The organism is Cupriavidus sp. 01L45 (genome assembly GCF_056399885.1).
Genome location: NZ_JBFTSG010000031.1, coordinates 53,198 through 68,679, shown reverse-complemented (window position 1 = coordinate 68,679; position 15,482 = coordinate 53,198). Strand labels below are relative to the sequence as shown.

Here is a 15,482-nt window from a genome sequence, read left to right as displayed (position 1 = left end):
AAACGCGGCGTATCCGCCGCTGCCGGGTTGGCTGAGCTGGCCTCCCGGGGCACGCGCTGCACCGCGTCAGAGATTGTGCTTGCACGACGGTCCGATGCGGACTAATATTTTAAGCATCAAATATTTAAGTATGATCTAGATGCGCTCCCGCGCATCGCATGTGCCGCGAGGGGCCGGGCCAGCCGGATCCGGGCCGGCGCGCAGGAGACGACAAGATGCGAGTGCTGTGTATCGGCGGAGGCCCCTCGGGCCTGTACTTCGGTTTGCTGATGAAGCTGCGGGATCCCTCCAACGAGGTCTACGTAGTGGAGCGCAACCGGCCCTACGACACGTTCGGCTGGGGCGTGGTGTTCTCCGACGCCACCATGGACAACCTCAAGCAGGCCGATCCGGTCAGCGCGCAGCAGATCAACGAGGCATTCAACCACTGGGACGATATCGACATCCATATCGGCGGGCGCACCATGCGTTCCGGCGGGCATGGCTTTATCGGCATCGGCCGCAAGCGTCTGCTCAATATCCTGCAGGCACGTTGCGAGGAGTTGGGCGTGCATCTGGTCTTCGAGACCGACGTCACGGATGACCAGGCGCTGGCGCAGCAATACCAGGCCGACATCGTGATCGCCGCCGACGGTATCAACAGCCGCGTGCGCGGCCGCTACGCCGAGACCTTCCAGCCCGATATCGATACCCGTCTGTGCCGCTTTGTCTGGCTTGGCACGCGCAAGCTGTTCGACGCCTTTACCTTCGCCTTCGAAAAAACCGAGCATGGCTGGTTCCAGGCCCATGCCTACCGTTTCGACGACAACACCTCCACCTTTATCGTCGAGGCGCCCGAGCCGGTCTGGCGCGCCGCCGGCATCGAGCAGATGAGCCAGGAGGAGGGCGTGGCCTTCTGCGAGCGCCTGTTTGCCCGCTACCTGGACGGTAACGCCCTGATCAGCAACGCCACTCACCTGCGCGGCTCGGCCAACTGGATCCGCTTTCCGCGTGTGATCTGCGGCACCTGGGTGCACTGGAACACACTGGCCGACGGCCGCCGCGTGCCGGTGGTGCTGATGGGCGACGCCGCGCATACCGCGCATTTCTCGATCGGCTCCGGCACCAAGCTGGCGCTGGAAGATGCGATCGACCTCGCCAACAATATCCGCGATGCCGGGCCGGGCGGCGCCGACGTGCTGCCGCAGGCGCTGGAGCGTTACCAGGCCACCCGCAGCGTCGAGGTCCTCAAGATCCAGAATGCCGCGCGCAACTCCACCGAATGGTTCGAGAACGTCGAGCGCTATGCGGGCATGGCGCCGGAGCAGTTCGCCTATTCCCTGCTGACGCGCTCGCAGCGCATCTCGCACGAGAACCTGCGCGTGCGGGATTCCGGCTACGTCGAGGGCTTCGAGCGCTGGCTCGCGGCACAGGCGGCGGCCAACGTTGCCAATGCCGGCCAACCCGCCGATGCGCGCGCGGTGCCGCCGATGTTCACGCCGTTCCGTGTACGCGGCGTCACGCTGAAGAACCGCGTGGTGGTGTCGCCCATGGCCATGTATTCCTGCGAGGACGGCGTGCCCGGCGACTTCCACCTGACCCACCTGGGCGCGCGCGCGCTCGGTGGCGCCGGCATGGTGGTGGCGGAGATGACCTGTACTTCTCCGGATGCGCGCATCACCCCGGGATGCCCGGGTTTGTGGAACGACGCGCAGCGCGACGCCTGGCGCCGCATCGTCGATTTCGTGCACGCCAACAGCGATGCGCGCATCGCCATGCAGATTGGCCACGCCGGGCGCAAGGGTTCGACCCAGCTCGGCTGGGAAGCGATGGACTACCCGCTTGCCAGCGGCAACTGGCCGGTGATGTCGGCCTCGCCGCTGCCCTATATGCCGGGCGTGTCGCAAGTGCCGCGCGAGATGAGCCGCGCGGACATGGATCAGGTGCGGGACGATTTCGTGGCCGCCGCGCGGCGTGCCGCGCAGGCGGGTTTCGACTGGCTCGAGCTGCACTGCGCCCACGGCTACCTGCTCTCCAGCTTTATTTCGCCGCTGACCAACCAGCGCAGCGACGAATACGGCGGCTCGCTGGCCGCGCGGCTGCGCTACCCGCTCGAAGTCTTTGCGGCGGTACGGGCTGTGTGGCCCCACGAGCGCCCGATGTCGGTGCGGATTTCGGCGCACGACTGGGTCGAAGGCGGCATCACGCCGGACGATGCGATCGAGATCGCACGTGCCTTCAAGACTGCGGGCGCCGATATGATCGACTGTTCTTCGGGGCAGGTGAGTCCTGACCAGGCGCCGGTGTACGGGCGCATGTACCAGACGCCGTTTGCCGACCGCATCCGCRACGAGGCCGGCATTGCCACCATCGCTGTCGGCGCGATCTTCGAAGCCGACCACGTCGACAGCATCATCGCCGCCGGCCGTGCCGACCTGTGCGCGATTGCCCGCCCGCACCTGGCGGACCCCGCCTGGACCATCCACGAGGCAGCGCGGCTGGGCCATCGCGACCTGGCATGGCCCAAGCAATACCAGGCCGGCAAGCGCCAGCTGGAAACCAACCTGGAGCGGGCCGCGCAACAGGCACGGCAAGCCCGTCAGCCCGAGGATCACTGAGCATGAGCGCCAATCTTTCCCTGCAGGGTCGGCACGCGCTGGTCACCGGTGGCGGACGCGGCATCGGCGCGGCCATTGCGCGCCGCCTGCTCGCGCAAGGCGCCAGCGTCACCTTGCTGGGGCGCGACGCGGCCACGCTGGCAGCGACAGCCGATGCGCTCGCCGAGGCGGTCGTCGCGCCCGCCATGCTCGGCACGGTGACGGCGGATATTTCGCAGGCCGACAGCGTGGCGGCGGCGTTCGCGGAAGCGTCCGGCCGCGCGGGCCCGATCGACCTGCTGATCAACAATGCCGGGCAGGCGCGCAGCGCGAGCTTCGCCAGGACGGATCTCGCCCTGTGGCAATCCATGCTCGAGGTCAACCTGACCGGCACTTTCCTCTGCACGCAGGCAGCGCTGCCGGGCATGCTGGAACGCGGCTGGGGCCGCATCGTCAATGTGGCCAGCACGGCCGGGCTGGTTGGCTACGGCTATGTCAGCGCCTACTGCGCGGCCAAGCATGGCGTGATCGGACTGACCCGCTCGCTGGCGCTGGAAGTCGCGAGCAGCGGCGTGACCGTCAATGCGGTCTGCCCTGGCTATACCGAGACCGACATCGTGCGCGACGCGGTCGCCAACATCATGGGCAAGACCGGCCGCACCGAGGCGCAGGCCCGGGCCGAGTTGTCCAAGGGCAATCCGCAGGGCAGGCTGRTGCAGCCGGGCGAGGTGGCTGACGCGGTCGCATGGCTGTGCCAGCCCACCGCCAGCGCGGTCACCGGCCAAGCCATCGCAGTGGCCGGTGGCGAGGTCATGGCGGGTTGATCCCGAACGAATTCGAGAAAACCAGAACAGGCAAGCGAGAAACGAGATGAGTGAAATAGCACTGGACATGCGCCACCACAAGCGCAGCTTTGCCGGCTACCAGCCGCAGCACTTCCTGTGGTCGGTCTCGGCCGACGGCAAGGTTGGCACCGTGACGCTGAACCGCCCCGAGCGCAAGAACCCGCTCACCTTCGATTCCTACGCCGAACTGCGCGATCTGTTCCGCGCGCTGTGCTACGCCACGGACATCAAGACCGTGGTGATCACCGGCGCCGGCGGCAACTTCTGCTCGGGCGGCGACGTCCACGAAATCATCGGCCCGCTCACCCGCATGACCATGCCCGAGCTGCTCGAGTTCACGCGCATGACCGGCGACCTGATCAAGGCCATGCGGGCCTGCCCGCAACCGGTCATCAGCGCCGTCGACGGCATCTGCGCGGGCGCCGGCGCGATGATGGCGCTGGCCTCGGATATGCGGCTGGGCACCGAGCAGGCGAAGACCGCCTTCCTGTTCGTGCGGGTAGGCCTGGCGGGCGCGGACATGGGCGCCTGCTCGCTGCTGCCGCGCGTGATCGGACAAGGCCGTGCCAGCGAGTTGCTGTACACCGGCCGGGCGATGACTGCGCAGGAAGGGCTGCAATGGGGCTTCTTCAACGCGTTGCACGCACCGGACGCGGTACTCGCCGAAGCCCAGTCGCTGGCCGCGCAAATCGCCGCCGGGCCCACCTTCGCCCACGGCGTGACCAAGAAGCTGCTGCACCAGGAATGGAACATGGGCCTGGACGAAGCCATCGAGGCCGAGGCCGAGGCGCAGGCCATCTGCATGCAGACCAAGGACTTCCGCCGGGCCTACGACGCGTTCGTGGCCAAGACGCGGCCCGTGTTCGAAGGCGACTGAAAGGGTACAAACTTCATGTCCGACAAAAGCTATCTCGCCCTGCCGTTCTTCGGCGACGCGCACCGCGAACTGGAACAACGGCTCGACGCGTGGGCCACGGCCTCGCTCGCGGTCGATCACAGCGACACCGACGCCGCCTGCCGCGCGCTGGTGCGCCAGCTTGGCGAGGCCGGCTGGCTGCGCTACTGCGTGCCCGCTGCTTATGGCGGCGCGCTCGAAACGCTCGACTCGCGCTCGCTGTGCCTGCTGCGCGAGACGCTTGCCCGTCACGATGGCCTGGCCGATTTCGCCTTCGCCATGCAGGGCCTGGGCAGCGGCGCCATCACGCTGGCCGGCAGCGACGCCATGCGCGAGCGCTACCTGCCGCGCGTGGCGCGCGGCGAGGCGATCGCTGCGTTCGCCCTGTCCGAGCCCGACGCCGGGTCCGACGTGGCGGCAATGCAATGCCGCGCGGTACTGGACGGCGATCATTACGTGATCGATGGCGAGAAGACCTGGATCTCCAACGGCGGCATCGCCGACTTCTACTGCGTGTTCGCCCGCACCGGTGAAGCGCCGGGCGCGCGCGGCATCTCCGCCTTCGTGGTGGACGCGGACACGCCGGGCCTGACCATCGCCGAGCGGATCGATGTCATGGCGCCGCACCCGCTTGCCACGCTGCGTTTCGAGAACTGCCGGGTGCCGGTTGGCGCGCGGCTGGGCGAAGCAGGGCAGGGCTTCAAAGTGGCCATGATGACGCTGGATATCTTCCGCGCCTCGGTGGCGGCCGCCTCGCTGGGCTTCGGCCGCGCCGCGCTTGACGAAGCACTCGCGCGCGCCACCGCGCGGCCCATGTTCGGCGGCGTGCTGGCCGACCTGCAACTGACCCAGGCGGCAATCGGCGACATGGCCACCGCCATCGACTCGGCCGCGCTGCTGACCTACCGCGCCGCGTGGCTGCGCGATGTGGCGGGTGTGCGCACCACGCGCGAAGCGGCGATGGCCAAGATGGTGGCCACCGAGAACGCGCAGCAGGTCATCGACCGCGCCGTGCAGATGTTCGGCGGGCTCGGCGTCAAGGTGGGCACGCGCGTGGAGAGCCTGTACCGGGAGATCCGCTCGCTGCGGATCTACGAAGGCGCCACCGAAGTGCAGAAGCTGATCATCGCGCGCGAAACGCTGGCACAGCATCGCGCATAGCGTGATCGACGCGGCCGGACAGCCCTTACCAGCATCACCAGAATGAAGGAAGCGGAGACAACCATGGCGAGCACAGCCCACCTAGATACCTTTGCACGCGACCGCCTGCCGCTCCCGCAGCAGTGGCCGGAACTGCTGTTCAACGCGGACACGCAATATCCGGAGCGCATGAACTGCGCGCTGGAACTGGTCGAGCGCCATGTGCGCGAAGGGCGGGGCGAGCGCATCGCGATCCGCTACGAGCAGGACGGCGCCCATCGCACCGTCAGCTATGCCGAACTGGCAGCGCTCTCCAACCGCATCGCCCACGTGCTGACCGGCGATATGGAGCTGGTGCCGGGCAATCGCGTGCTGCTGCGCGGCCCCAACAACCTGATGATGGCAGCGTGCTGGCTGGCGGTGGTCAAGGCGGGGCTGATCGCGGTGCCGACCATGCCGTTGCTGCGCGCCAAGGAACTCAAGCAGGTGATCGACCGTGCCGCGGTCAGCGCGGCGTTGTGCGACGAGCGCCTGCGCGAAGAACTCGAAGCCAATCTGGATCCCGGCAACGAGCACTATTGCCCGAGCCTGGCGCAGGTGCGCTACTTCAACGGCAGCGGCGCAGACTCGGTGGAAGCCGCCATGGCCGGCAAGCCCGAGTCGTTCGACGCGTGCGATACCGCTAGCGACGACATCTGCCTGATCGCCTTCACCAGCGGGACTACCGGCCAGCCCAAGGGCACGGTGCATTTCCACCGCGATGTGATTGCCATGTGCGACCTGTTCCCGCGTCATGTGCTCAAGCCGGGGCCGGACGACATCTTCTGCGGCACCCCGCCGCTGGCCTTTACCTTCGGCCTGGGCGGCATCCTGTGCTTTCCGCTGCGGGTCGGGGCGTCCACCGTGCTGGCCGAGCGGCTCACGCCCGAGAGCCTGCTTGCGTTGATCCAGTCCTGGCGCGCGACGATCGTGTTCACCGCGCCGACCTTCTACCGGCAGATGGCGGCGCTGGCGCCGGGGTATGACATCTCCAGCCTGAAGAAGAGCGTCTCGGCCGGCGAGGCGCTGCCCGATGCGACGCGCCAGAGCTGGAAGGCGGCCACGGGCATCGAGATGACAGACGGGATCGGCGGCACCGAGATGATGCATATCTTCATTTCCAGCGCCGGCGCGCAAGTCCGGCCGGGCGCCATCGGCAAGGTGGTGCCGGGCTATGTCGCGCAGATTGTCGACGAGTCGATGCAACCGGTGCCGCCCGGCACGGTCGGCAAGCTGGCGGTGCGCGGTCCCACCGGCTGCCGCTATTTGGACGACCCGCGCCAGGCCAGCTATGTGAGGGACGGCTGGAACCTGCCGGGCGACACCTTCATGGCCGATGCCGACGGCTACTACTACTACCAGGCGCGTTCCGACGACATGATCGTCTCGGCCGGCTACAACATTGYCGGGCCGGAAGTGGAAAGCGCGCTGATGCGGCACGAAGCGGTGGCCGAATGCGGCGTCGTCGGCATGGCCGATCCCGAGCGCGGGCAGGTCGTCGCCGCCTACGTGGTGCTGCGCCCCGGCGTGGTGGCCGGCGAGGAGATGTGCGCCGTGCTGCAGGCCTACGTCAAGGCCGAGATCGCGCCGTACAAGTATCCGCGCCGGGTGATCTTCGTCGATGCGCTGCCGCGCACCGAGACCGGCAAGCTGCAGCGCTTCCGGTTGCGGCAGATGGCGGAGCAGGCCGGCGCGGCCGGAGGAGGGCGCCAGCCGTGAGCGAAGTGTTCACCAACACCGTGCGGGTGCGCTTCAAGGACTGCGACGCCGCCGGCATCGTGTTCTTCCCGCGCTACTTCGAGATGCTTAACGACCTGGTCGAGGACTGGTTTCGGGAGGCACTGGGCTGGTCCTTCGACGCCATGCATGGCGCGGCACAGGCCGGCGTGCCGACGGCGGAAGTGTCCTGCCGCTTCGTGGCGCCCAGCCGGCTGGGCGAGTTGCTGACGCGGGAGCTGCGTGTGACGCGGCTGGGGCGCACCAGTTTCTCCTTGYAGGTGCGCTTCGTCGGGCCTGCCGCGGACCTCCGCGTGGAGATCGCCCAGCGCCTGGTGTGCGTCGATACCGGCGAAATGATGCCGCGCGCGCTGCCGCCGGAGGTCCGCGCGGGCATGGAGCGCTTCCTGGCGCCAGGGCAAGAAGCCGCGGCGCGGTAAGCGCGCCACCTGACATCCCGCACCCATGCGCCCGTCCGGGGCGTGGTGCGAACCAACCAGATCCCAATCACTGATTACGGAAGACCGACCATGAAGATTCTCCAGCCACCAGACTGGGCCGCGCCGCGCGGCTACTCGAACGGCATCATGACCGAGATGCAGGTGGGCAGCCGCCTGCTCTTCGTCGGCGGCCAGATCGGCTGGAACGGCCAGTGCGAGTTCGAAACCGATGACTTCGCCGAGCAGGTCGGCCAGGCGCTGCGCAACATCGTGGCGGTGCTGGCCGCGGGTGGGGCGCGTCCCGATCACATCGTGCGCATGACCTGGTACGTGAAGGACAAGGTGGAATATGTCGCCGCCTACCGCGCCATCGGCGAGCACTACCGGGCCACCATCGGGCGTCACTTCCCGGCCATGACGGCGGTCGAGGTCGCCGATCTGGTGGAGGCCCGCGCCAAGGTGGAGATCGAGGTGACGGCGGTGGTGCCTGCCAGCGAATGAGCGGTGCCGGCCGGGCGTTCCGGCCTGCCGGCGGGCGCGCGCAGCGGCCCTGCCGCGTCCGCAAGTCCTTGATAACTTGAGAAAATGGGTGGCGCGGGGTATAATCCAAAAGTTTCGCTTTCAGAACCCCTCACCCTAGCGCCTACCGAATTCCACCTTCCGCCGCCCCCATTTCGCCTTGGCTCCGCTGCACTAATTTGTGTGGCGTATCGAGCACCAGGCGAACGGCCCCGGCGACAAGCATCGCGTCCATCACGCTGCCTGTCGCCCCGCCGGACAACGGGGCAAGAGGCGTTGAGCAGGTCGGTCACGGGGTGAATCCAGCAGGAGCCTACCCGTGTTACCGTCTTTTCCGTCCGCCATTCTCGCGCTTGCAGACGGCACGGTCTTTCGTGGCTATTCCATTGGCGCTTCCGGCCATACCATCGGCGAAGTGGTGTTCAACACCGCTCTGACCGGTTACCAGGAAATCCTCACCGACCCCAGCTATTCCCGGCAGATCGTCACGCTGACGTATCCGCATATCGGCAATGTCGGGGTCAATTCTGAGGATGTCGAAGCCACGAAAGTCCATGCCGCCGGCCTGATCATCAAGGATCTGCCGCTTCTGGCCTCCAACTTCCGCAAGGAACATTCCCTCGGCCATTACCTGAAGCAGGAAAAGGTGGTGGCGATCGCCGGCATCGATACCCGCAAGCTGACCCGTATCCTGCGCGAGAAGGGTGCCCAGAACGGCTGCATCCTGGCTGGCGAGGACAATGTGCAGAAGGCCATCGACCTGGCGCGCTCCTTCCCCGGCCTGGCCGGCATGGACCTGGCCAAGGTGGTTTCGGTCAAGGAACCGTACGAGTGGAGCCAGACCGAATGGGCGCTGGGTGCCGGCTACGGCAAGCTGGCGTCGCCGCGCTTCCACGTGGTGGCTTTTGACTACGGCGTCAAGTTCAACATCCTGCGCATGCTGGCTGAACGCGGCTGCAAGGTGACCGTGCTGCCGGCGCAAGCCAGCGCCGCCGACGCGCTGGCGCTCAACCCGGATGGCATCTTCCTGTCGAACGGCCCCGGCGACCCCGAGCCTTGCGACTACGCGATCCGCGCTACCCGCGAGTTCATCGAACGCGGCATCCCCACCTTCGGCATTTGCCTGGGGCACCAGATCATGGCGCTGGCAGTTGGCGCCAAGACGCTGAAGATGAAGTTCGGCCATCATGGCGCGAACCATCCGGTGAAGGACGTGGACGACGGCCGTGTGGTGATCACCTCGCAAAACCACGGTTTCGCGGTGGACGCCGATACCCTGCCTGCCAACGTGCGCACCACCCACGTGTCGCTGTTCGACGGTTCGTTGCAAGGTTTCGCGCTGACCGACAAGCCCGCCTTCTGCTTCCAGGGCCATCCGGAAGCCTCGCCGGGCCCGAACGACGTGGCTTACCTGTTCGACCGCTTCACCAAGATGATGGCGGACGCACGCCAGTAAGCGCGCAGCGAAGAAGTCAAGACGAGAAGATTAGTAGACAGGCAGACCGCAGGACGATCCCATGAACGCCTTCATGCATACCGCGCTGGGCATTACCGATTTCTGGACCTTTGTGCTCGGCACGATTTTTATCGTGCTGCTGCCGGGCCCGAATTCGATGTATGTGCTTTCCGTCGCCGCGCAGCGTGGCGTGCGCGAAGGCTACAAGGGCGCCTGCGGGGTGTTCCTGGGCGATGCCATCCTGATGGTGCTGTCGGCAGCGGGGGTGGCCTCGCTGCTGAAGGCCAGCCCGGGCCTGTTCTACGTGGTGAAGTACATCGGTGCCGCTTACCTCGGCTGGATCGGTTTCCAGATGCTGCGCGGTGCCGTGCGCGGCTGGTCCAGCCGCGGCAGCGATAGCGGGACGGCGGCACAGGGCGAGATGCCCGTGGACCGTGCCGTCAGCCCGTTCCGCAAGGCGCTGGTGGTGAGCCTGCTCAACCCCAAGGCCATCCTGTTCTTCATCTCCTTCTTCATCCAGTTCGTCGATCCGCAGTTCGGCTATCCGGCGCTGTCCTTTGTCGCGCTGGGGCTGGTGTGCCAGTTGTGCAGCTTCGCCTACCTGACCGCGATTATCTTCGTGGGCGCCAGGCTGGCCGAGGCGTTTCGCCGCCGACGGCGCCTGTCGGCGGGCATGGCGAGCGGTGTGGGCGCCATGTTCATCGGCTTCGGCGCCAAGCTGGCGACGGCCACCCTGAACTGAATCGAATCCTGATATCCGGTGCGGTCCGCGCGAACGTGGGGACCGGCCAATAATGAGAGCGTGCAATGCCAAAGCGCACAGACATAAAGAGCATCCTGATCATCGGCGCCGGCCCCATCATCATCGGGCAGGCGTGCGAGTTCGACTATTCCGGCGCCCAGGCCTGCAAGGCGCTGCGCGAGGAAGGCTTCAAGGTCATCCTGGTCAACTCCAATCCGGCCACGATCATGACCGATCCCAACACGGCCGATGTGACCTACATCGAGCCGATTACCTGGGAAGTGGTCGAGCGCATCATTGAGAAAGAGCGTCCCGACGCGATCCTGCCGACCATGGGCGGCCAGACCGCGCTGAACTGCGCGCTGGACCTGCACCGCCATGGCGTGCTGGACAAGTACAAGGTCGAGCTGATCGGCGCGTCGCCGGAAGCCATCGACAAGGCCGAGGACCGCCAGAAGTTCAAGGAGGCGATGACCAAGATCGGCCTGGGTTCGGCCAAGTCCGGCATCGCCCACTCGATGGAAGAAGCACTGGCCGTGCAGACGCAGATCGCCAAGGAAACCGCGACCGGCGGCTACCCCATCGTGATCCGCCCGTCGTTCACGCTGGGCGGCTCCGGCGGCGGCATCGCTTACAACCGCGAGGAATTCGAGGAAATCTGCAAGCGCGGCCTGGATCTCTCGCCGACCCGCGAACTGCTGATCGAAGAATCGCTGCTGGGCTGGAAAGAGTATGAGATGGAAGTGGTCCGCGACAAAAAGGACAACTGCATCATCATCTGCTCGATCGAGAACCTGGACCCGATGGGCATCCACACCGGCGACTCCATCACGGTGGCGCCGGCCCAGACCCTGACCGACAAGGAATACCAGATCCTGCGTAACGCCTCGCTGGCGGTGCTGCGCGAGATCGGCGTCGATACCGGCGGCTCCAACGTGCAGTTCTCGATCAACCCGGCCGACGGCCGCATGATCGTGATCGAGATGAACCCCCGCGTATCGCGTTCGTCGGCGCTGGCGTCCAAGGCCACCGGCTTCCCGATCGCCAAGGTTGCCGCCAAGCTGGCGGTGGGCTACACGCTGGACGAGCTGAAGAACGAGATCACCGGCGGTGCGACCCCGGCCTCGTTCGAGCCGTCGATCGACTACGTGGTCACCAAGGTGCCGCGTTTCGCCTTCGAGAAATTCCCGCAGGCCGACAGCCACCTGACCACCCAGATGAAGTCCGTGGGTGAAGTGATGGCCATGGGCCGCACCTTCCAGGAATCGTTCCAGAAGGCGCTGCGTGGCCTGGAAGTCGGCGTGGACGGCCTGGACGACAAGTCCACCGACCGCGACGAGATCGTCGAGGAAATCGGCGAAGCCGGCCCGGACCGCATCTGGTACGTGGGCGACGCCTTCCGTATCGGCATGTCGCTGGAAGAAGTGCACGCCGAGACCGACATCGACCCGTGGTTCCTGGCCCAGATCGAAGACATCGTCAAGACCGAGACCCTGGTCAAGGCGCGCAAGCTGGACAGCCTGTCGGCCGCCGAGCTGCGCCACCTGAAGCAGAAGGGCTTCTCGGATCGCCGCCTGGCCAAGCTGATGGGCGCCGAGCCCAAGGCCGTGCGCGCCGCGCGCCATGCCGCCGGCGTGCGCCCGGTGTACAAGCGCGTGGACACCTGCGCCGCCGAGTTCGCCACCAATACCGCCTACATGTACGGCACGTATGAAGCCGAGCATGGCGAGTGCGAAGCCGAGCCCACCACCAATCGCAAGATCATGGTGCTGGGCGGCGGTCCGAACCGGATCGGCCAGGGCATCGAATTCGACTACTGCTGCGTGCATGCCGCGCTGGCGCTGCGCGAGGACGGGTACGAGACCATCATGGTCAACTGCAACCCGGAAACCGTGTCGACCGACTACGACACCTCGGACCGCCTCTACTTCGAGCCGTTGACGCTGGAAGACGTGCTGGAAATCGTCGACAAGGAAAAACCGGTCGGCGTGATCGTGCAGTACGGCGGCCAGACCCCGCTGAAGCTGGCGCTGGACCTGGAAGCCAACGGCGTGCCCATCATCGGCACCAGCCCCGACATGATCGACGCCGCGGAAGACCGCGAGCGTTTCCAGAAGCTGCTGCATGAGCTGGGCCTGCGCCAGCCGCCCAACCGCACCGCGCGTGCCGAGGACGAAGCGCTGCGCCTGGCCACCGAGATCGGCTACCCGCTGGTGGTGCGTCCGTCGTACGTACTGGGCGGCCGCGCGATGGAAATCGTGCACGAGCCGCGCGACCTCGAGCGCTATATGCGCGAAGCCGTCAAGGTGTCGCATGATTCCCCGGTGCTGCTGGACCGTTTCCTGAACGACGCCATCGAGTGCGACGTCGACGCCCTGTGCGACGGCCAGCGCGTGTTCATCGGCGGCGTGATGGAGCACATCGAGCAAGCCGGCGTGCACTCGGGCGACTCCGCCTGCTCGCTGCCGCCGTACTCGCTGGCGCAAGCCACCGTGGACGAGCTCAAGCGCCAGACCGCCGCCATGGCCAAGGCCCTGAACGTGGTCGGCCTGATGAACGTGCAGTTCGCCATCCAGCAGGTCAACGGCGAGGATATCGTCTACGTGCTGGAAGTGAACCCCCGCGCCTCGCGCACGGTGCCGTACGTGTCCAAGGCCACCGGGCTGTCGCTGGCCAAGATCGCCGCGCGTTGCATGGCCGGCCAGACGCTGGATTCGCAAGGCATCCATGACGAAGTGGTGCCGCCGTACTACAGCGTCAAGGAAGCGGTGTTCCCGTTCAACAAGTTCCCCGGCGTCGACCCGGTGCTCGGACCTGAAATGCGCTCCACCGGCGAGGTGATGGGCGTGGGCAAGACCTTCGGCGAAGCGCTCTTCAAGAGCCAGCTCGCCGCCGGTTCGCGCCTGCCGGAGAAGGGCACGGTGCTGCTGACCGTGAAGGACAGCGACAAGCCGCACGCCGTGGGCGTGGCGCGCATGCTGCACGATATGGGCTACCCCATCGTTGCCACCCGCGGTACCGCCTCGGCCATCGAAGCCGCCGGCATCCCGGTTCGCGTGGTCAACAAGGTGAAGGACGGCCGCCCGCATATCGTCGACATGCTGAAGAACGGCGAACTGGCGCTGGTGTTCACCACGGTGGACGAAACCCGCACCGCTATCGCCGACTCGCGTTCGATCCGTATCTCGGCCCTGGCCAGCCGGGTGCCGTACTACACCACCATCGCCGGCGCGCGCGCCGCGGTGGAGGGTCTGAAGCACATGCAGAGCCTGGAGGTCTACGACCTGCAAGGCCTGCACGCCTCGCTGGCCTGACGGCCCCCTTTGGGCCCCCTGGGCTGCCCGCAGTTGCTGCGGGCAGCCCTCATGGCCTAAACTAACAGCAATACCGTCGATCCGCCGACCGGGCAAGCGTCCGGGCAATGGGTCGATCCAACCTGACAACCTGAAAGGCCGCGGTTGAGCGGAAGTGCCCCGGGCAGCGATGCCGGTGCATGGCTCCAGCTCCGCTGCGGCTCATTTTTTTGCAGAACGAAGACATGAGCACGATTCCGATTACAAAGCGCGGCGCCGAGCTGCTGAAAGAGGAACTGCAGCGCCTGAAGGCCGTCGAACGTCCCGCGGTGATCAATGCCATTTCCGAAGCGCGCGCGCAGGGTGACCTGTCCGAAAACGCCGAATACGACGCCGCCAAGGAAAAGCAGGCCTTTATCGAAGGGCGCATCCTGGAGGTGGAGTCCAAGCTGTCGACCGCGCAAGTCATCGACCCGACCCAGCTCGATACCGATGGCCGCATCGTGTTTGGCGCCACCGTGGACCTGGAAGACCTGGAGTCGGGCAAGCCCGTGAGCTACCAGATCGTCGGTGACGACGAGGCCGACCTCGACAGCGGCAAGATCTCGGTCAGCTCGCCTATCGCGCGCGCGCTGATCGGCAAGTTCGAGGGCGATGTGGCTATCGTGCTGGCCCCTGGCGGCGAGCGCGAGTACGAAGTCATCACGGTTCGCTACGTCTGAACGAGGCTGCGTGTTCTCCTCCTCCTACTCGAGCCTGCCGCCGCTGCCGCATCGGATCTTTCTCCTGCTGACCGTAGTCTGGGCCGGCAGCCTGTGGACCGTGGGCTACATGGTGGCCCCGACGCTGTTTTCGGTGCTGCCCAGCCGGGAGACCGCCGGGCTGATCGCCGGGCAGCTGTTCCGGACCGAGGCAATCCTTGGCGTGGTGGTCGGCGTGCTGCAACTGGCGCTATGCAACCTGATGATCCGCCGTGGCGCGAGGCGCTACCGGGGGCTGCGCTGGCTGGTGCTGGGCATGCTGCTTTGCGTGCTGGTGGGATACTTCGGCATCCAGCCCTTCATGGAGAACCTGAAGGACAAGGCGACGGCGCTGGGCGTGGGCGTGTCCGAATCCCCCTATAAGGGGCAGTTCGGCATGCTGCATGGTGTGTCCAGCGTGTTCTACCTGGCGCACAGCCTGCTTGCACTGGTCCTGGTGTGGCGCGCGGCGGCACCGCGTTCGGCGGGCGAGTAGGGCAAGCCGGCAAGGAGTGTGGCGGACCCCCGCGTGGGGGCGCCGATATCAAGCCGGCGCGCGTCAGGAGGCGCCGGCCAGTCGCTCAGTCGAGCGCTTTCTTCTTCTGGCTGGTCGGACGGGCACGCGCAYGCTTGACGTTGCCGCCAGCGGTGACGCGCTCATTGCCCAGCACCGTCACTTGCGAGCGCTTGGGGCGGCGATTGGGCGCGGCGCTCGGCTTTCTGACGGTCACGGTGCGCGGCGCGGCGCCGCCACGCGGGGCCAGGCGGCCCAGTTCCTGCGGACGATTTTCCTTCAGGACGGCCGGACCCGGGCGCCATACCACCAGCAGCTTGCCGATATGCTGGATCGGGGCGGCGCTGAGATCCTCGCAAATGGCTTCGTACATGGCGATGCGGCTTTCGCGGTCGTCGCCGAACACGCGGATCTTGATCAGGTCGTGAGACGCCAGGCTGCGGTCGATTTCGGCCAGGACGGGCCGGGTCAGGCCCTCGCCGCCGATCATCACGACCGGGTTGAGGCCATGGGCACGTGAGCGAAGTTCGGAGCGCTGGGCGGGAATGAGTTGAAGAGCGGGCATAA

The 15,482-nt window shown here is 66.6% G+C and carries 13 protein-coding genes; 12 read left to right on the top strand and 1 reads right to left on the bottom strand.

Going from position 1 to position 15,482, the window contains the following annotated elements; all coding sequences use genetic code 11:
- Window positions 1–215: 215 nt before the first annotated feature.
- From AC1DT6_RS21450 to AC1DT6_RS21395, 12 genes are all read left to right on the top strand, one after another.
- Window positions 216–2,597 (top strand): bifunctional salicylyl-CoA 5-hydroxylase/oxidoreductase, encoded by a 2,382-nt coding sequence (locus AC1DT6_RS21450; RefSeq protein WP_477114886.1) that lies wholly within the window; start codon window positions 216–218, stop codon window positions 2,595–2,597.
- A gap of 2 nt (window positions 2,598–2,599) precedes the next feature.
- On the top strand, window positions 2,600–3,400 hold the full coding sequence (locus AC1DT6_RS21445) for an SDR family NAD(P)-dependent oxidoreductase (protein WP_477114885.1): 801 nt from the start codon (window positions 2,600–2,602) through the stop codon (window positions 3,398–3,400).
- Window positions 3,401–3,446: 46 nt separating this feature from the next.
- Window positions 3,447–4,298 (top strand): enoyl-CoA hydratase family protein, encoded by an 852-nt coding sequence (locus AC1DT6_RS21440; protein ID WP_441627474.1) that lies wholly within the window; start codon window positions 3,447–3,449, stop codon window positions 4,296–4,298.
- A gap of 15 nt (window positions 4,299–4,313) precedes the next feature.
- Window positions 4,314–5,477 carry an acyl-CoA dehydrogenase family protein gene (locus AC1DT6_RS21435; protein ID WP_477103526.1) on the top strand — a complete coding sequence of 388 codons (1,164 nt, stop codon included), beginning with the start codon at window positions 4,314–4,316 and terminating at the stop codon, window positions 5,475–5,477.
- 63 nt (window positions 5,478–5,540) lie between these two features.
- The gene (locus AC1DT6_RS21430; RefSeq protein WP_477114884.1) at window positions 5,541–7,214 is read left to right on the top strand and encodes an AMP-binding protein; all 1,674 of its coding nucleotides are present in this window, start codon (window positions 5,541–5,543) and stop codon (window positions 7,212–7,214) included.
- Window positions 7,211–7,651 (top strand): acyl-CoA thioesterase, encoded by a 441-nt coding sequence (locus tag AC1DT6_RS21425; protein WP_477114883.1) that lies wholly within the window; start codon window positions 7,211–7,213, stop codon window positions 7,649–7,651. The genes AC1DT6_RS21430 and AC1DT6_RS21425 overlap by 4 nt, the downstream gene beginning before the upstream one ends.
- A gap of 90 nt (window positions 7,652–7,741) precedes the next feature.
- Window positions 7,742–8,152 carry a RidA family protein gene (locus AC1DT6_RS21420; protein ID WP_035860557.1) on the top strand — a complete coding sequence of 137 codons (411 nt, stop codon included), beginning with the start codon at window positions 7,742–7,744 and terminating at the stop codon, window positions 8,150–8,152.
- A gap of 337 nt (window positions 8,153–8,489) precedes the next feature.
- Complete coding sequence (gene carA, locus AC1DT6_RS21415; protein ID WP_441627466.1) at window positions 8,490–9,626, top strand: glutamine-hydrolyzing carbamoyl-phosphate synthase small subunit; 1,137 nt, start codon at window positions 8,490–8,492, stop codon at window positions 9,624–9,626.
- A gap of 61 nt (window positions 9,627–9,687) precedes the next feature.
- On the top strand, window positions 9,688–10,368 hold the full coding sequence (gene leuE / locus AC1DT6_RS21410; protein ID WP_441627464.1) for a leucine efflux protein LeuE: 681 nt from the start codon (window positions 9,688–9,690) through the stop codon (window positions 10,366–10,368).
- A gap of 65 nt (window positions 10,369–10,433) precedes the next feature.
- A complete protein-coding gene (carB, locus tag AC1DT6_RS21405) occupies window positions 10,434–13,682 on the top strand; it encodes a carbamoyl-phosphate synthase large subunit (protein ID WP_441627462.1) in 3,249 nt (1,082 codons plus the stop codon).
- A gap of 224 nt (window positions 13,683–13,906) precedes the next feature.
- A complete protein-coding gene (greA, locus tag AC1DT6_RS21400) occupies window positions 13,907–14,383 on the top strand; it encodes a transcription elongation factor GreA (RefSeq protein WP_035860659.1) in 477 nt (158 codons plus the stop codon).
- Between the two features lie 10 nt (window positions 14,384–14,393).
- Window positions 14,394–14,897 (top strand): DUF4149 domain-containing protein, encoded by a 504-nt coding sequence (locus AC1DT6_RS21395; protein WP_035860548.1) that lies wholly within the window; start codon window positions 14,394–14,396, stop codon window positions 14,895–14,897.
- Between the two features lie 85 nt (window positions 14,898–14,982).
- Here AC1DT6_RS21395 and AC1DT6_RS21390 read toward each other — a convergent pair whose 3' ends face one another.
- Window positions 14,983–15,480, bottom strand: a complete 498-nt coding sequence (locus AC1DT6_RS21390) for a YhbY family RNA-binding protein (RefSeq protein ID WP_477114882.1) — start codon at window positions 15,478–15,480, stop codon at window positions 14,983–14,985.
- Between the last annotated feature and the right edge of the window lie 2 nt (window positions 15,481–15,482).